The organism is Agrobacterium sp. 5Ca50, assembly GCF_055381905.1.
The window spans coordinates 2,561,575-2,579,493 of record NZ_AP026438.1; the positions used below are offsets into that span (position 1 = coordinate 2,561,575).

Annotated in this window: 17 protein-coding genes; 4 read left to right on the forward strand and 13 right to left on the reverse strand. The window is 54.6% G+C overall.

The window, feature by feature from the left end; genetic code table 11:
* Positions 1-15: 15 nt before the first annotated feature.
* The 5 genes from ACZ5FM_RS12480 to ACZ5FM_RS12500 form a co-directional block, all read right to left on the reverse strand.
* Positions 16-1,047: an amino acid ABC transporter substrate-binding protein gene (locus tag ACZ5FM_RS12480; RefSeq protein WP_250982147.1), complete on the reverse strand. Its 1,032-nt coding sequence runs from the start codon at positions 1,045-1,047 to the stop codon at positions 16-18.
* A 399-nt stretch (positions 1,048-1,446) separates the two neighbouring features.
* Positions 1,447-1,851, reverse strand: coding sequence for a BRA0787 family protein (locus ACZ5FM_RS12485; protein WP_464038850.1), 405 nt, complete (start codon positions 1,849-1,851; stop codon positions 1,447-1,449).
* A gap of 96 nt (positions 1,852-1,947) precedes the next feature.
* Positions 1,948-2,151: a hypothetical protein gene (locus ACZ5FM_RS12490; RefSeq protein WP_250982149.1), complete on the reverse strand. Its 204-nt coding sequence runs from the start codon at positions 2,149-2,151 to the stop codon at positions 1,948-1,950.
* A gap of 58 nt (positions 2,152-2,209) precedes the next feature.
* On the reverse strand, positions 2,210-2,803 hold the full coding sequence (locus tag ACZ5FM_RS12495) for an RBBP9/YdeN family alpha/beta hydrolase (protein ID WP_192488181.1): 594 nt from the start codon (positions 2,801-2,803) through the stop codon (positions 2,210-2,212).
* Positions 2,804-2,842: 39 nt separating this feature from the next.
* Complete coding sequence (locus tag ACZ5FM_RS12500; protein ID WP_250982424.1) at positions 2,843-3,025, reverse strand: hypothetical protein; 183 nt, start codon at positions 3,023-3,025, stop codon at positions 2,843-2,845.
* Positions 3,026-3,366: 341 nt separating this feature from the next.
* Here ACZ5FM_RS12500 and ACZ5FM_RS12505 point away from each other — a divergent pair, with 341 nt between their 5' ends.
* Complete coding sequence (locus tag ACZ5FM_RS12505; RefSeq protein WP_250982151.1) at positions 3,367-3,897, forward strand: flavin reductase family protein; 531 nt, start codon at positions 3,367-3,369, stop codon at positions 3,895-3,897.
* A gap of 16 nt (positions 3,898-3,913) precedes the next feature.
* On the opposite strand, the gene ACZ5FM_RS12510 is transcribed toward ACZ5FM_RS12505, so the two are convergent.
* The 8 genes from ACZ5FM_RS12510 to ACZ5FM_RS12545 form a co-directional block, all read right to left on the reverse strand.
* A complete protein-coding gene (locus ACZ5FM_RS12510; RefSeq protein ID WP_464038851.1) occupies positions 3,914-4,360 on the reverse strand; it encodes an RrF2 family transcriptional regulator in 447 nt (148 codons plus the stop codon).
* A gap of 166 nt (positions 4,361-4,526) precedes the next feature.
* Positions 4,527-5,696 carry an FMNH2-dependent alkanesulfonate monooxygenase gene (ssuD, locus tag ACZ5FM_RS12515; protein ID WP_464038852.1) on the reverse strand — a complete coding sequence of 390 codons (1,170 nt, stop codon included), beginning with the start codon at positions 5,694-5,696 and terminating at the stop codon, positions 4,527-4,529.
* A gap of 311 nt (positions 5,697-6,007) precedes the next feature.
* Positions 6,008-7,441 carry an FAD/NAD(P)-binding protein gene (locus tag ACZ5FM_RS12520; protein WP_464038853.1) on the reverse strand — a complete coding sequence of 478 codons (1,434 nt, stop codon included), beginning with the start codon at positions 7,439-7,441 and terminating at the stop codon, positions 6,008-6,010.
* 329 nt (positions 7,442-7,770) lie between these two features.
* On the reverse strand, positions 7,771-8,817 hold the full coding sequence (locus tag ACZ5FM_RS12525) for a substrate-binding domain-containing protein (protein WP_464038854.1): 1,047 nt from the start codon (positions 8,815-8,817) through the stop codon (positions 7,771-7,773).
* Positions 8,818-9,085: 268 nt separating this feature from the next.
* Positions 9,086-10,129 carry an L-glyceraldehyde 3-phosphate reductase gene (mgrA, locus tag ACZ5FM_RS12530; RefSeq protein WP_464038855.1) on the reverse strand — a complete coding sequence of 348 codons (1,044 nt, stop codon included), beginning with the start codon at positions 10,127-10,129 and terminating at the stop codon, positions 9,086-9,088.
* A 75-nt stretch (positions 10,130-10,204) separates the two neighbouring features.
* Complete coding sequence (locus ACZ5FM_RS12535; RefSeq protein ID WP_464038856.1) at positions 10,205-11,467, reverse strand: SfnB family sulfur acquisition oxidoreductase; 1,263 nt, start codon at positions 11,465-11,467, stop codon at positions 10,205-10,207.
* Between the two features lie 10 nt (positions 11,468-11,477).
* Entirely contained in the window at positions 11,478-12,746 is a 1,269-nt protein-coding gene (locus ACZ5FM_RS12540) for an SfnB family sulfur acquisition oxidoreductase (RefSeq protein ID WP_464038858.1), read from the reverse strand.
* A 32-nt stretch (positions 12,747-12,778) separates the two neighbouring features.
* The gene (locus ACZ5FM_RS12545) at positions 12,779-14,176 is read right to left on the reverse strand and encodes an LLM class flavin-dependent oxidoreductase (RefSeq protein ID WP_250982158.1); all 1,398 of its coding nucleotides are present in this window, start codon (positions 14,174-14,176) and stop codon (positions 12,779-12,781) included.
* A 344-nt stretch (positions 14,177-14,520) separates the two neighbouring features.
* Between ACZ5FM_RS12545 and ACZ5FM_RS12550 the strand changes: the two genes are divergently transcribed.
* The 3 genes from ACZ5FM_RS12550 to ACZ5FM_RS12560 are packed head-to-tail and all read left to right on the forward strand — an operon-like array spanning position 14,521 to position 17,919.
* Entirely contained in the window at positions 14,521-15,696 is a 1,176-nt protein-coding gene (locus ACZ5FM_RS12550) for an aminotransferase (protein ID WP_464038859.1), read from the forward strand.
* On the forward strand, positions 15,693-17,111 hold the full coding sequence (locus tag ACZ5FM_RS12555; protein WP_464038860.1) for an FAD-binding oxidoreductase: 1,419 nt from the start codon (positions 15,693-15,695) through the stop codon (positions 17,109-17,111). The genes ACZ5FM_RS12550 and ACZ5FM_RS12555 overlap by 4 nt, the downstream gene beginning before the upstream one ends.
* A gap of 10 nt (positions 17,112-17,121) precedes the next feature.
* Entirely contained in the window at positions 17,122-17,919 is a 798-nt protein-coding gene (locus tag ACZ5FM_RS12560; RefSeq protein ID WP_464038861.1) for a MetQ/NlpA family ABC transporter substrate-binding protein, read from the forward strand.

The window sequence follows — 17,919 nt, forward strand, 5'->3', positions numbered from 1 at the left end:
ATATGCCCCGACTGCTTAGCGGAATGGCGGAGAATAGAGGAGACCACCATCCGTCCACAAACGGTTGTAACCACGATCCCAACCGAGCGGCTTCAGGTTACGGTCGAAGATTTCACCGTAATTGCCGACAGTCTTGATGATGTTGTAAGCCCACTTCGGATCAAGACCGATCGCTTCGCCAAGGGCTGGATCAACACCAAGGAAACGCTGGATGGCAGGGTCTTCCGACTTCAGGAACTCATCGACATTTTGCGAGGTAATGCCCCACTCTTCCGCCTGGATGGTCGCATTGACAGTCCAGGTAACGATTTCCAGCCAACGGTCGTCACCACCGGCAACCGCAGGTGCAAGTGGCTCCTTGGACAGGCGCTCTGGCAGGATGATGTAATCATCCGGCTTTTTCAGCTGTGTACGCTTGCCGACAAGGTCGGACGAATCTTGGGTGATTGCATCCACGCGACCGGATTCAAGCGCCGCGATGAACTGTCCGGTATCTTCAATCGTCACTGGCGTGAACTTCTTGCCTGTCTTGCGGAAGAAGTCGGCAACGTTCAACTCACCTGTCGTGCCGCTCTGAGCACCAATTGTTGCGCCGTCGAGTTCGGCAGCTGTGGTCACACCGAGGTCTTTGCGGACCAGAATGCCCTGACCGTCATAAAACACCGTAGGACCAAAGTGGAAACCAAGCTTCAGCGCACGGGTGATAGTAACCGTCACACCCGACAACAGAATGTCGAATTCGCCGCTTTGAAGGGCTGGCAGACGCTGCTGCGGAGAAGAGTTGGTGAACTCTGCCTTGTCAGGTGTGCCGAAAACAGCGATGGAAAGAGCACGGCCGTAATCTGCAAACAGCCCCTGCCATTTGCCGCTGCTGTCAGGCGCAAAGAAACCTGGTGTCGTCCCAACACCAACCTTGATGGAGCCGCGTTGCGTTATCTTGTCCAGCGTTGGGCCGGCTTGTGCAACATTTGAAAGAGCCAGACTGGTCAACAAAGTCCCGGCGATCGCCGACTTGAGAAAGCCGCCGAGATATCCTTTAAATCTCATTGTTCAAATACTCCTGATGCTTCAATCAGGCGATCAGATCTTGGTGTCCCCCGAGGAACTGATGCCGAAATATACACTAATTCAATAGTTTTTATATTCGAGGCACCACATGCCCATTTTCCGATCACATCAGGAATGTAATTGCCATTTTTTCGATCATAGAAGATCACATTATTCCGCGTAGCAGCCACTCGACAAAACGAAATCGAAAGGCAAATCAACGCGAACCGGCAATCAAGTTTTCCAATCGGAAATTTGGACATCGCGTTTTGGCAAACTATTGAACCCACCTCAAAATGCTGCCCCCGACACCGGTCTGATATCGGGGGCAATCCAAGGAAGTCACGATGTCAATTGTACAGAACGGTGTTCGCAGACCTTACTGCGATAGTGGCATAACTATCTCAGACTGCCGTTATAGGAATGCCGCGAACGGTTCCAGTCAGCGGCATAGGCGGTGTCAAATGCAGGCGCAAAGGCCGGGTTCAATCTGCGCTTTCTGATCAGCAAGCTCATGATGCGCGCCGCTGTCGAAAAGCTCATTTCACCCAGCGGTCCATGACCCACCCACGGTTTGTTCAAACGTGCGACAACCGAGCCAACTAGGGCAGCCGGCACGATATCCGTGCAGGTACGCATGGCGTTGAAGACATCGGAAATCGGAATGTGAGAGTTTTCGAAGGTTACGAGGGGTTGGCCATCATAGGGCTTCCACTCTTCAAATTTCAAAACGGCTTCCCAGAACAGATAGTGCAGGTCGATTGGGGCGTGGCCGTTAAAAAGCTCCGGTAGTTTGGATGTCATAACATTCTCCTCCGTTGAGTGCATATTGGTTGAAAATATGCGCAATCTTCCTTGGATCTTGGTGACAGGCAAAAACACTATAGACGGATAGCTCCTTTATGAAACCGTGTGGGTCGTAAAAAACTGGTCGCCTTGTGGAGCGTGCACTGCGGGCCAGAACTGACCAGCATAATCGCGGGCAGCCTTTTCTGCGGCATCCCGGCTGGAGAGGTTTTTCAAGACATGGCTGCGATGCCCCAGTTGCAGCAACACCGTTTTACTGGGGTAATCATAGATAACCTGTAAATTGTCATGGCTCATTGAGATCCTCCATCTCATTGTTGCTAAACGACTTTCAGAGATACATGTTCCACCGGCATCAACAGCGTTGCACCTGGGGCTCATCAAAATCCAGATCGGCATATCTGCGTTTCTGTGCTTTGACCTTGCTGGCTAGGCCATCCAGCAGGCTGTAACCACTGGACCACCGGCCAAATCCGCTTGCGATATTGATGTGACCGGCCATCCCCAGATTGAGAATATTGGCCTGCCATTTTTCACCAACCGATGTCAGCCGATCTATCGGCATGTAATGGTCATTAAGGCTGCCAACCACGATGTTCGGAAACGGCAGACGCCCGTCATCCAGCCGTCCAAAAGAAATCGCGCCGGGATGCAATTCATCGGTCAACTCGGGGTCGCAGGGCGCAACAAGCAGCGCCGCCTTGACACGATTGGCAGAGGCGCGGGCCGCCAATTTGGCAGCCACCAGACATCCGAGACTATGCGCCACGATATAGGCCTCGCCCTCGCGTTCCAGCGCTTCTTCGACATTGGCCACCCAGCAATCAAGGCTGGGTTTGGACCAATCATCCTGCACGACGATGCTCGCGTCAGAATGATCCTTCTGCCAGTACCACTGCCAATGCCCTTCATCAGATCCATTCAGTCCGGGAAGAATAAGCGTGCGCATGCGTCCTCTTAATCAACAAGGTGACAACAGATCTTCATATTAGTGCTCGCCCAACAGCCGCAGTTCTTTGCCCACTTCGCGCATTCTGCTGCGCAACTCGAAACCGGTTCCGTCGTCGATTTCGTAATCACCGAAGCAATGACGGGCATCATGCAAAAGCAAGCGGTCCTCAAGTTCGTTCTGCGTTCTGATCAATTTTGCAACACGGCGAAAAATGCCCATTTCCGAACTCCTTCGTCGAAAAATCATGCAGTCAAAATTATACATAAATTTAGTAGACTAAAGGCACCACATGCCAAGATGCCAAATAGAAGGAGAAAAAATATCCGATAGTTATGGAAAAAATCCATATTCTAGATGAGGGTTTCCGAAAAACCTCTAAAGCATGGAATTTCATTTCGAGAATTTGAAATCCACAATCTCAACACAGCGCCTAAGCCGGTCGACTGACAATATTTTCTATAATATTGGTCAACAATGAAATTCTGTCGCTCATCAGTCCTGATCCGCGATGGTATATTTGCAAAATTGCAAGGGCATCTTCACCAGCCTTGGAGACCTATATGACTGCGACCGTGACTTATCTTCATAATCCGCTGGAAACACAGCTTACCCATCCCGACCAGCTAAAGTCTGCCATGCGCAATTTTGCCGGGGGCGTTTCCGTTATCACTGCGGGATCTGGAGATCAGCGCAATGGCGCAACCGTGACCTCGGCCACAGCACTTTCCATGGATCCAGCATCGATGCTGATCAGCATCAATCGCTCATCGTCCATCTGGCCTGTTATCAGCCGGTTCAACCATTTCTGTGTGAACATTCTCTCGGCACAGCAGCAGGATATTGCCAGCCGCTTTGCCGGCGTTGGCGGCCTCAAGGGCGTGCAGCGATACAGCAACGCCAGCTGGTCGACGCTCGAAAGTGGCGCCGCCGTGCTGGAAGGCGCACTTGCCTCCATCGACTGTGCCGTCGAAGACGTAATTGAACGGCATACCCACGCCATCGTTATCGGACGTGTGGTCGCCTTGGTGACTGGCCAAGGAGAACCATTGGTTTATCACAATGGCCAGTATGGAAACATCGTCCCGATTTAACCGTGGAGGTTCAATCTCAAGCGTATGCGGCATCGTCGACACCCTTGCCGGTGTCGGCAGCAAACTGCTCCAATGTCGTGTTATCAAGAACTTCTGCCATAGCATCGCGCACTCGGCCCATGGACCGGCGCACCTGACAGTGCTCTGGATCTTCACAGTCCTCGCATGGCTCAAACGCCGTCTTGCTTGCGCAACGGATCGGGGCCAGCGGCCCATCAAGGGTACGCACCACTTGGCCAATCAAAATCTCGGAAGCTGGTTTGGACAGGGAATATCCACCGCCTGGACCTTTCTTTGAACGCAGCATGCCTGCATTTCTCAGTTCCAGAAGAATCGTATCGAGGAATTTTTTAGGTATGTTGTTACGGCTGGCAATCTCATTGACAAATGCTGTCTGCCCCTCAGCAAGCCGGGCCAGATCAACCATGGCCTTCAAGCCGTATTTCCCTTTTTTCGTCAGCATCAACCGCTCTTTCACAATCACATCGCGGCGATAGATATGGGCAAAAACCGCGCTTAAGGCAACAGAGCGCGCACAATCTATTCGAGAGATTTAATCAAAATTACCCATGTCCGGTAGCCTGGTGTGAACGGGAAACCGGGCAAGGCATTTTAAACGGTGCTTCGTCTCAGGAACCGGAGACGATTTTTACGTTGCCGCCGTGGCCACCGCCGCCGAAAACACGGTGTTCGCCAAACGACGAGCGAATCTGGTTGCGCGGTCCGCCAAGGCCGATTTCTGGAAACAGCAATTCAGAGACTCGGTAAGCTTCCTCAAGATGCGGGTAACCAGAGGCGATGACAGTATCGATGCCGAGATCCTGGTATTCCCGAAGTCGGGCAGCTATGGTTTTGGGCGAACCGACAAGCGCTGTCCCGGCACCGGAGCGCACAAGACCGATACCGGCCCAAAGATTTGGCGAGACCTCAAGCTTGTCACGGCGACCATTATGCAATGCCACCATGCGTGCCTGCCCGACGGAATCGGAATTTTTGGCAAACACCTCCTGCGCTGCGGCAATGGTGTCGTCGGACAGTTTCGAAATCAGACGATCCGCAGCCTCCCACGCCTCTTCATCGGTTTCACGCACGATGAAGTGCAGTCGGATGCCAAAGCTGACATCGCGATTTTGCGCCGCCGCAGCCTTGCGCACCTTGGCAATTTTTTCCTCCACCAGATGAGGTGGTTCACCCCATGTCAGGTACTTATCGATAATGCCGGCGGAAAAATCGATTGCAGCACCCGAGGATCCGCCAAAATAGATTGGTGGACGTGGGTGCTGCACCGGAGGCAAGCCCAGTTGAGCGTGATGGGCCTGAATATACCGGCCATCAAGATGCGCCTTGCCGGTTTCGATCAGGTCATTAAACACCTGGAAAAACTCACCAGCATGATCGTAGCGCTCATCATGGGCTAAAAAAATACCGTCTCCAGCCAGTTCCTGCGCGCTGCCACCAACGACAATATTCAACAATAGCCTTCCGTTGGAAACCCGGTCAAGCGTTGAGGCCAATCGTGCGTAGTAGGCAGGCGACGCCGTTCCCGGACGAATGGCAACGAGAAACTTTAGCTGTTCCGTATGCGCCGCCAGATCGGCAGCGAGAATGAACGATTCTTCGCAAGCCAAACCGGTCGGAATAAGCACGCCGGAGTACCCAAGACGATCAACAGCCCGGGCAATCTCGCGGAAGTAACCGGGATCTGACTGCCGCGCCAGATCATCCGACCCAAGATAGGCGCCGTCACCGGAAGATGGAATGAACCAGAGAAAATCGAGTGGTTGATGAGGTTTTGCCATTGCTCAAGTCCTGTTTGATGATGTGACCACGAAAGCCCCATCGGACACATCATTCACGGCTTGCCAGACAATCAGCACCTCCGCGGAGAAGGGTCGAACTGAACTTTTCCAGTCCATTTCGATATTGGCCCCTCATTCGCTCCAACAATAATTATATCCATAGATTTTATAAGAAATACTATTCCAAAGAACCCACCGTTGATGAAGATTATCTCACGGCAGGTTCAAAGCGATGAAATTCCATCTTCAAAATCACGGACTGAAGGTGACCCTCCCCGCCCTCTTATCCACCAAGAGACTGTAAATCCTGGTCAGCCGGTACTGCTCAAAGACTGCTCTTGTTTGTCAAGATTGAGATAGGACGACAGCTGGCCGGCAACAAAAATCGCATGGTCCGTCACCTGCGGCAGCCCCATCAGCTCGCCAAATGTACCGCGCGCCAATGGCCCGGCAATGTACAGTCCCGGCACCGCCCTGCCCGTTTCATCAATCGCGATGGAGGCAGCATCACAGGCAATACCAAGGCCGGTGGCACACGATGAGATCAGACCGTCCCGTTGCAGGGCGGCGAGGAACGGGATTGAATGCAGGACCTCGCCATGCGCTGGGCCGGTGGTCACCGCAATCGCATCGAAAAGATAATCGACCACTTCGCCTGTGACCTTCTCTTTGAGAGACACACGGAAGCCAGAATCCTCGGACATCACACCTTGAAGGGAGGCTGCTTTTATCGACAGCTGGCCGGCAGCAACTGCTTCGTCCAGCACTTTCTCGACCTGCGGCGCGATGCGAAAACGGTGAACATCCCAATATGGACGGGCCAGCCGCACAATCCGCCGCCTCTCCTTGGTTGGCAAAGCCTGCCAGATTTTTTGCCCCTGTGCGCGGATGGCATCGATGACAGCATGCCAACTGAATCCCGCCTTCTCCGCCTGCCTGATCGTGTCGCGGATCCGATGCACCAGCTCAGACGCACGGACACTGGGTCTGGAGACAAAATCGCCGAACGCTTCCTGAGCGGTTGCCGAATGGCCACGCGAGCGCAATCCGCGCCGCGAGATTGAAACAATCGTTCCGTGATGCCTTTTATCTTTCAGGGTTGCGACGACATCGGCCGAGGTCAAGCCATTGCCGATGACAAGCACGCGGTCGTCCTGTTTGATCGGTTGAAGCGCATCAGGCTGCGTCACATCGGCAATCAGCTTCGGATGATTCCTAAAGGCGGCCAATGCGGCCGGCAGTGCCGGTGCCGGATGGCTAACCGCAATTGCAACGGCGTCAGCCAGCAGCACGCTGCCATCTTCGGCTTTCAACAGCCACTTTGTCCCGGATTTTCCGACACCGGTTACGCTGGTTTGACGATGTTCGACAACACCCTGATCAAGATAGGGCTGGATTTCAGACGACACATAATCGCCGAACGACGCGCGCTGCAAATAGGGCAATCCATCCGAGCCAAACGCATCCGCATCCTCTGTCAGAATGTTCCTGTCTGTTGCGAACCGCAGAAAACTCTCTGGATCGTCAGGGTAAAGCGTCATCTTGCCGGCAGGCACATTGATGCGGTGTGCCGGTTCATGTGTGCTGTAGGCCAGGCCCGCACCCAGCTTTTCACGCGGCTCAAAGACCACCATGCGGACAGTGCCAATACCGGGATAACGCCGGGCAAGATGGATTGCCAGTGCAGCCCCAGTAACACCGCCACCCACAATCGCAAAGACCGGACAAAGAGACTTTTGAGGCATCACAAGCTCCGACAGTTATGGAAGATATATGCGGAGCGCAGCATAGCGCCATGCAATCGAGGTTTAAAAATACGCGCATCCGACGATTGGCGAAAGCGTGCCAGCCGATCAGATATCGTGTTAGCAAAGCCAGATAACAGGGTTTGCCCTCCTTCATTTTGGACACTCCAACACAATCGTCTCGGACAGTCTCCTGCAAATATATTCTATAAAATTAGTGCTATATATGCATTCCTCATTTGAAAGAGCAACCAAAATGGAAAACGGAAGCACCCGCCGCGATGCTTCCGTTCGATTGTCTGCGCAGAGCATGCTTGGGAGGAAGTTGCTCAGAAAGCAGCAGACGGAATCCACGAGGCGGTTGCCGCCGTGCTGGTAGAGAATGCCGGAATTTTAGCCGCCAGATCGTCAATAGTCGTCACACCTGCCTCACGCAATTGCTGCTGGGTCACCAGAACAGGATCGACGATGATCTGGTGCGGAACCTCTTCCCCGGCAATTTGCAGGGCTGCCGCACGAATGGATACAGCACCCACAACCGCCGGATTGGTGGCAGCGGTTGCTACCCAAGGGCTGCCCTCTTCAACGATTTCCTGAATATCGGCCGTGGAAATATCCGCCGAATAGATCTTGAGCGTGTCGCTGATGCCAAGATCGGCCGCAGCCAGTTTCACCCCGCGTGCAAATTCGTCATAGGGTGCGAATACAACTGAAATATCGGGATTGGCCTGAAACACCGCCTTGGCCTGATCGGCCGTTGAGGTCGCCGTTGTATCGCTGACATTGCCGAAACGGGCCTTTTCCACGATACCGGCATTTGCCGCCTTCACCTTGTCCCAAACCTCGTTGCGACGATCAAGCGGCGCAAAACCGGCGACATAGGCATAACCGGCATTAAAGCTGGTGCCATTATCCTTGATGGCCTGATCCAGTGCCAACTCTGCCAGCTTGTGGTCGGACTGCTCGACCTGCGGAATTTTCGGATTGTTGAGGTTCACGTCAAAGGCAACAACCTTGATGCCCTTATCGAGTGCCTGCTGTACGACATCGCCTAAAGATTCCGGCAGGCCATGGTCAACCACAATACCCTGAACACCGAGATTGATGGCCTGTAGAATTTGTTCGCGTTGTTCTGCGGCATTCTGGCGGCCCGGAAAGATACGCAGATCAACTCCAAGTGCCTTGGCCTGCGCTTCGGCCCCGGCCTGATAGGCCTGGAAAAAATCACCGGCTGAGATGTAGCTGATCAGGGCCAGTTTCACGCCACCTTTGTCGAAGGGAGCCGGTGCGCCCGTAAGGCCTTCCGCCGATGCCGAATGCACCAAAGCCAAAGAGGACAGAGCGGTAAATGCCAGAAAACGCAGAGTTGACGTCATGGTGTTCCCCTTGAAACGAAAAGGCCTTTAGCGGCCCCGGATGACGTCCATTATTCAAATAAATACACTTATTTTATAGATTTAATATTTATCAATTCGGGATCGGAAATAGATTTCTTTGCCATTTAACGTCAGATGTCGGCAAGTTTCTGCCGCTTTCCGGCACCGGCCAGACGACGTCACCATCGCGAAAACATCTGTCCCACTCAATAGAATACCCGGCGGATAACACGCCGGGTATTCTTGTAATCCTCACGATATGTGCCGGTCAGACGGCTTCATCATGCGATGGTTTTTCCCAAAGATTGATACCACCTTCGACCGCATGACGATCAATCTCCGCCAGCTCCTCTGGTGTGAAAGAAAGGTTATTCAAGGCTGCCACGTTCTCCTCGATCTGCCTGGCCGAACTTGCGCCAATCAGGGCAGAGGTTACACGCGTGTCACGCAGAACCCAGGCAATAGCCAATTGCGCCAATGACTGGCCGCGCCGTGCGGCAATCTCGTTCAGTGCGCGGGCACGAATGATGTTTTCTTCCTTCAGATGTTCCGGCCGAAGGAAATCACCACCCGGCCGGTTCACGCGTGCATCCTGCGGAATGCCGTTCAGATATTTGTTGGTCAGCAAACCCTGCGCAAGCGGCGTAAAGGCAATGATACCAGCCCCGACATCCTCGACCGCATTCAGCAGGTCCTTTTCAACCCAGCGGTTGAACAGGTTATAGGCCGGCTGGTTGATCAGTAGCGGCACCTGCCTGTCACGCAAATGCGCGGCGATCTCACGGGTCTTGGCACCGGAGTAAGAGGAGATACCAACATAAAGCGCCTTGCCCTGCCGCACGGCCTGCGCCAGCGCATCCGCGGTTTCTTCCAGCGGCGTATCTGCGTCATAGCGGTGCGAATAGAAAATATCGACATAGTCGACGCCAAGCCGCGAAAGGCTCTGATCAAGGCTGGACAGCAGCGCCTTTTTCGAACCGCCGCCACGACCATAAGGACCCGGCCACATATCCCAACCAGCTTTGGTCGAGATAATCAGCTCATCGCGGTAACCGCGAAAATCTTGCTTCAGAATACGCCCGAAATTGATCTCGGCACTTCCCGCTGGCGGGCCATAATTATTGGCGAGGTCGAAATGGGTAATGCCCAGATCAAACGCCTTGAACAGGATGGAACGTTGCGTCTCAATGGTCGTCGTGTCACCGAAATTGTGCCACAGGCCAAAGGAAAGCGCTGGCAATTTCAAGCCGCTTCGCCCGACACGGCGAAACTGTGCATTATCGTAACGTTTTGGATCAGGCTGATAACTCATGTCTTGGTTTCCTGTGGTCAAGCAAAAGCCGGGCGCAGAGAAACCCTGCACCCGGCGGAACAAATGGCTCTGAAATCACAGAGCCCCATGTCTCGGCGGCAACTGGTCATTCAGATAAAAATTGCCGATATGGTGGTACTTCCAGCGAACCGGATCATGCAGGGAATGGGTTCTGGCATTGCGCCAGAAGCGATCCAGCCCATAACTTTCCAATGTTGAGCGTGCACCACCAAGCTCAATCAGCTTTGTTGCAGCAAGCTGCGCTACATCGGTGCCCAGCGCCTTGATCTCGGCAACGGCAATCGACGCCTCGGCAACCGTGCGCTCATTGGGATCGGCTACGGCAACATCGAGAAAACGCCCCGCCCGTGCCAACAATGCGTCAGCCGCGTGCACACGGATTGTGACATCCCCCACCGCATGGATTGTATGCGGGTCCTCATAACCGTGCTCTATCGTCAGCTCAAAAAACGGTCGCGAATGTGCCCGAACATAGGAAATGGTTTCGGCGAGCGCACCACGCGCAATGCCAACCTGTACGGCGGCGTGGATGATCTGCGCAAAGGGCCCCATCGCCGTTGGCCGGTCAAACGGGTCATCATGATCAACGACCTCAGACGGTGTAATCTCGACATCGTCGAATGTCACAGTGCCACTGCCGGTGGAGCGCTGCCCGAAAGACGTCCAGTCGTCCACCAGATCAAGTCCGGGCGTCGCACGGTCAATGAAAACAATATGAATGCGGCCATTCGGCCCCTTGGCGACCGCCACGATAATGTGAGCAAAAAGCGAGCCGGTGGAATAGAATTTCTGTCCATTCAGCACCAGCTTGCCGTTCTCCTCAGCAAAATGCGTCTTGTATTCAACCGGCGTTTTGGTGCCGATTTCCGTGAAGGCATTGCCGAAGCGCTCACCATTCAACACACGCTGAAAATAGTGCCGTTTTTGCTCTTCAGAGCCAGACAATCGCAACGCTTCAACCATGAAGAAATGGTTTTGCGGAATCTGACCAATCGAGGAGTCCGCCGCAGAAATGATAGCCGTCACCTCGGCCAGCGTAACGGCAGAAACACCCGCACCACCATAGTCCTTGGGCACCGAAATTGCCCAGAGCCCACTCTGCGAATACCGTTCGATTTCTGCAATTGGCAAACGCCGTTCCCGATCCCGCTCAGCGGCACCGACCGCGAATTCCGCCGCCAGTTCGCGGGCCACGACAATGGCCTCGGCATCATCACGGATGATGTGCGCATGGGTTCGCAGAGGTGGGATATGCGGTGCCGGGCGCCCCTTGGTCAGCGCGGCCTGGCGATGAAGCTGACGATCTGTCGTGGTCATCGGCGACACCTCAGTTCCAGGCATGGCGTGGCGGATGTTCGCCGTTCAGATAATAATTGCCGACATGGTAGAACTTCCAGCGCACCGGATCATGCAGCGTGTGAACACGCGCGTTGCGCCAATGGCGATCCAACCCGTGTTCGGCCAATGTCGAGCGCGTGCCGGCTAGTTCGAACAGCTTGTTGGTGGCGAGAATGGCAATCTCTGTTGTCAGAACCTTGGCCTCCCCGGTCTTGATCGTCGCTTCGGAAACCGTCTCCAGTGTGGTGTTGGCGCGCCCGGCGTCTATGCTGCGGCCGGCAATTTCCAGCAATGCTTCGGCTGCATGCAGCTTGATCTTCAGATCACCAATCGCAGCGATGGTGAACAGGTCTTCGCTGGCGCTCTGCTTTCCGCTGTCGATCCAAGGGCGGCTGAATTTCTTGACGAAAGTGATGGTGTCTTCAATGGCGCCCCGCGCAATACCCACATCAATTGCCGCCTGAATAATCTGCGATACCGGGCCACCAACCGTTGGATGATCAAAAGAGGTCACCTTGACGGCACGCACCTTCGGCACCCGCACATTCTCGATCTTGACTGAACCGGACGCCGTCGTACGCTGGCCAAAACTCGACCAGTTATTGGTCACGGTCAGGCCCGGCGCATCGCGCTCAGCAAACACCAGGAAGCCCTGTCCCTGCTCGTCGACGCCAACAATCGGCACAACATGCGACAGCAGCGCACCGGTCGCGTAAAACTTCTCGCCCTGAACGATGACATCATCGCCGTCATGCACCACCTTGGTCTCGAAATCGGCAACCCTTTTGCTTTTCAATTCCGAAAAAGCATTACCGTAACGAAGCCCTTGCAGGGCCCAGCCAAAGAACAGCTCTTTCTGTTTTTCTGTGCCATCAAGATCAACCGTTGCCACAATGGCCAGATGGTTCTGGGTAATCTGCGCAATCGCCGGATCGGCAGTGGCAATGATTGAAATCACCTTGGCAAGCGTCGCATAGGACACCTCAGGTCCACCATAGGCGCGCGGTACATTGATGCTCCACAGACCACTTTGCGAATATTCATCCAGCTCGTTGATCGGCAGCAGGCCTTCACGGTCGCGCAAGGCTGCATCGACCTTGAAACGTGCAGCAAGGCGTTCTGCGATCTCAATGGCCTCGGCATCACTTTTGATAATATGCGCTGGCTCCGCAGGCCGTGGCCGTGGGGCAACCGGATCATTGGAATTGACGCGCGGATGGACGGAATAATCAATCTTGGTTTCTGAAACGGTACCCATGGTCATGCCTCATCGGGTTCGAATAATAGGAGTTAGATCGCAAGCCGGGTTTGCTGGCCGCGTTTAATGGCTTCAATATCGCGGTAATGTTCCGCCGGATGGTCGGATGGCAGGTAAGGCCCCTTGCCGAAAAGCTTTTCCCGCAATGTGCCGGGACGATAGGATGTGGGATAAACGCCGCGCTTTTGCAGTTCGGGAACGATGTATTGCACCACGTCCTCGAAACTGTCAGGCGTCACGGCGTAGGCAAGATTGAAGCCGTCAACATCAGTGTCTTCGACCCACTCCTGCAATATGTCGGCAATCTGGCTCGGCGAACCGACAAACACCGGACCGAGCCCGCCAATGCCACCGAATTTCGCCAGCTCATCGATGGTCCAGGACTTGTCGCCGCCAGCAATGTGCTCAACGAAAGAATGGATCGCATTGGTTTCGACCTTCTGGATAACATCGGTTGGCGCATATTGCCCAAAGTCGATGCCGCTCCAGCCCGACATGAACACCAGCGAACCGTCATAGGACACGTACTGCCGGTAGTCCTCGAATTTGGCCTTGGCCTTTTCTTCCGTTTCATCGGTGATGATGGTCAAAAGCGTGTAGATGCGCAACGCCTTGGGATCGCGTCCCGCTGCCGCTGCCTTTTGGCGGATTTCAGAGACATAAGCTTTGAGAACCGACTTGGTCGGCGCTGCCACAAACACACATTCGGCATGTTCGGCGGCAAACTTTTTGCCCGGGCCCGATGCACCGGCCTGATAAAGCACCGGTGTTCGCTGCGGTGATGGTTCCGTCAGCCCGTAACCGGGCACATCGAAATATTTGCCCTTGTGGCCAATCTCGTGAACCTTGGACGGATCGGTGAATATCCGGCCATCTCGGTCACGCCGCACAGAGCCTTCTTCCCAGCTGCCTTCCAGAAGTTTGTAAACAACCTCCAGATATTCGTTGGCGATATCATAGCGGTTGTCATGCCGCTGCAGCCCGGCCTGCCCGATATTTTTGGCACCGCTTTCCAGATAGGAGGTAACGATGTTCCAGCCGATGCGCCCCTTGCTGTGGTGATCGGCGGTCGCAAGGCGACGTGCGAAAATATAGGGGTGCTCGAAGGATGTCGACGCCGTGATGCCAATGCCCAAATGCTCCGTTGCCAGTGCAATGGGTGCGGCAAGCTGCAACGGATCATTGACGGGGATCTGCGCCGCCTGCTGAATGGCGTGGAAATTCGAGCCCTTGTAGACATCGTAATAACCAATGACATCGGCGATGAAGATGCCGTCGAAAATGCCGCGTTCCAGCGTTCGAGCGAGATCCTGCCAATAGTCCAAATCCTTGTATTTCCAGGATTTGTCCTTAGGGTGAGCCCAAAGACCAGGAGACTGGTGGCCGACGCAGTTCATATCGAACGCATTGAAATGGATCGTTTTGCTCATTCTGGCCTCGTGCTCCGCCTGTAAAAGGCGTGTCCGCCTCGGGTGGTAAACTGGCCTCAAGCATCGCAGAGTGAAAAACCAATGATAGTAATTCTATCTTTTTTATCGATTACAAAGCGAAAGAATTTTCCGTCTTTTCCGCCTTCAACAAAAAAGCGTCGACACGGCTTTTAGCCGTGCACATCGGCCCATTTTACCGCTCTCCGCAAATCAATTCACGACAGGCCGATTTCCGGGGCAAATCTTTCTCCAAACTCAAATCCAAACGCTTTAAAATACTTTGTTTATCTATTTTATGGATTTTAAGCTGGCCGGGATAAATCAAAAATACGGGGAATATCTCGGTGGTGAACTCGGTCTTCGGTGCAGCAGGCACGTCGATATTTGAATCCATGTCGCGGCTGGCAACAGACACAGGCGCAATCAATCTGGGCCAGGGATTTCCTGAAGGTTTTGAGCCTGCAGCACTTGTGGAAGCCGCGATCTCAGCATTGCGTGACGGACCCCACCAATATCCGCCGATGATGGGATTGCCTGTTCTGCGTCAGGCGGTTGCTGACAACGCCAAACGGTTTTTCAATCTGGACATTGACTGGCAACGTGAAGTGCTTGTCACCTCAGGTGCGACCGAAGCGCTGGCCGACACATTCCTCGCTTTGCTTGAAACCGGTGACGAGGTCATTCTTTTCGAACCCGTATATGATGCCTATGCCACACTGATCCGTCGGGCGGGTGGCGTTGTCGTGCCTGTCAGGCTTTTGCCGCCCCATTGGGATCTGCCGCAGGACGCCCTGCAGAAAGCCATCACCAGCAAAACGAAACTGATTGTCGTCAACACGCCGATGAACCCGATCGGCAAGATTTTCTCACCCGACGAGCTGCGTTTTCTCGGTGAGCTTGCCGTCAAACATGACCTCACCATCGTTTCCGATGAAGTCTATGAGCATCTGGTTTTTGACGGCCGTCCCTTCCATTCCGTGTTTGCGGTGGACGGTATTCGCGACCGTGTCGTCAGGATCGGTTCGGCTGGCAAAAGCTTTTCCGTAACCGGCTGGAAAGTCGGTTATGTGACAGCGTCGCCCAAACTGCTGGAGCCGATTGCCAGAGCCCACCAATACGTTACCTTCACGACCCCGCCTGCCCTGCAAACCGCAGTGGCGACAGGACTGAACCTGCCTGACAGTTATTTCCTCGATCTGCGTCGCCAGTTGGCTGAGCGGCGGGACTTGCTAGTCGATGGCTTGCGTGACGCAGGTTTCGAGGTCGCCGATGCTCCAGCCACCTATTTTGTGGTCGCGGATATTTCCACACTCGACACGGCCGTCGACGACCTTGCCTTTTGCCGCCGTCTGACGCTTGAAGCTGGCGTAACACCCGTGCCGATCTCGTCCTTTTACGGTAGCCGCGATGTGCGCAGCCATGTGCGGTTCTGCTTTGCCAAAAAAGCAGAGACCCTCGTGAATGCAGTCGAGCGCCTTGCGCTGTGGCGGCAGGGACATGCCGTAAAGGTCGCGTCATGAATCTGCATCTTACGCATCGCAGTTACGATGCGGCGATCGCTGAGTTGCAAAACCGTTTCGGTGCTGCGGCATCAACCGGCGCATCTGTTTTGGACCTGCATGCTGGCGATGAAAGCCACCATGCCCGGCAGCGCCCAGACATTGTTGTGCGACCGCAGAGCACACAAGACGTTGCCGAGATCGTCAAGATCGCGGTCAGACATCGCATTCCGATCACGGCTTTCGGTGCCGGTTCGGGGCTTGAAGGTGGCGCTATTCCCGTTCACGGCGGAATTTCACTGGATATAAGTGATCTCAACGAGATTGTTGAAATCCGCGCCGATGACATGATTGCACGGGTGGGTGCCGGCGTTCGCCGGCTCGACCTCAACCATGCCCTGCGTGACACCGGTCTGTTCTTTCCCGTTGATCCCGGCGCCAATGCGTCGATTGGTGGCATGGTATCGACCGGTGCCAGCGGCACCAATGCCGTGCGATATGGTGTTATGCGCGAAAACGTGCTCGGCCTGACCGTGGTGACGGCCAATGGCGATATCGTCAAAACGGGATCACTGGCGCGCAAATCATCCTCCGGGTACGATCTGACACGGCTGTTTGTCGGTTCCGAAGGCACACTAGGCATCGTCACCGAAGTTTTGTTGCGCCTGCATCCAACACCGGAGGCGAGATCTGCCCATGCCGGTTTTGCCACGCTGGCCGGTGCGGTCAATGCGGTCACCGATATCAAGCGCGCTGGCCTTTCCATCGGCCGTGTCGAACTGGTCGATCAACCCTTGGTCGACGTGATCAATCGTCGGGGAGAGTTGAGCCTTGTGCCATTGCCGACATTGTTTTTCGAGTTTCACGGCTCGGTCGCAGAAATCGACACATTGTCGGAGACCATTGAGCAGATCATCTCCGACAATGGCGGCACACAGCTGACATGGACGGACACGGCGCAGGACACCAAACTATTATGGGAAACCCGCCGCGATTGCCTGGCCTGGGCGAAGGCTGAACGGCCCGGCTCTCACTCCTGGCCAAGCGATGTCTGCGTGCCAATCTCACGATTGGCAGAGGTAATCCTAGAAACACGACAGGATGTCGCCACTTCCACCGCACCCGCGTTTATCGTCGGCCATGTGGGAGACGGCAATTTCCACTGCGTTTTCATGTTGCACGAGCACGAAGAAACAGAGGTGGCGGATTACGCGTCCCGCATCGTGCAACGGGCCATTGCAGCTGGCGGTACCGCCAGCGGTGAACACGGCATCGGGCTTGGCAAACGGCAGTACCTGCAAAGCGAACACGGCGCGGAAGCCATCGCGCTAATGCAGACGCTCAAAACCGCACTTGATCCCCTCGGCATTTTCAATCCCGGCAAGGTTCTTCCCGACGTCGGTTCATTTTCAAACACATCGTCAGAACACCCATAAGGACCATTCCATGCGTTATAAATCATTTGTCGCCGGCACCGTTTCCGCACTGGCATTGCTTCTGGCAACCCATGCCACGGCACTCGCCGAAACCATCAAGTTCGGTGTCACGGCCGGCCCACATGCCCAGATTGCCGAAGCAATCCTCCCCGTTGCCAAGGCCAAGGGCCTGGACATCCAGATCATCGAATTTTCTGACGGTGCACTGATCGACCCGGCCACCAATGACGGCGATCTCGATGCCAACGGTTTTCAGCACACACCTTATCTTGATCGTCAGAATGCCGACCGTGGACTGAACCTTGTGGCGGTTGGGGGCAAGACAGTGCTTTTGCCGATGGCCGGTTACTCCCACAAATACAAATCCGTGGCCGATCTGCCAGAGGGTGCACAGGTCACCATTCCCAATGATCCGAGCAATGCCGGACGCGCCCTGAAACTGCTGGAAGCTGGCGGCCTCCTGAAGCTCACACCTGGCGTCACCTTCAACGCCACCGAACTGGACATCGTCGAAAACCCGAAGAAAATCAAGATCGTACCGCTTGAAACTGCTCAGCTGCCGCGCTCGCTCGAAGATGTTGATTTCTCCGTCATCACCTCGCATTTCGCACTCTCGGCCGGTCTCAACCCAAGCAAGGACAGCCTGCTGATTGAAGATCAACTTTCTGAATATTTCTGCCTGATCGCTGTTGCCGAAAAGAACAAGGATGCCCCTTGGGTCAACACCCTGATCGAAGCCTACAAATCACCGGAAGTGAAAGCCTTCATCGACAAGAAGTTCGAAGGCAATGTGATCGCGGGCTGGTAA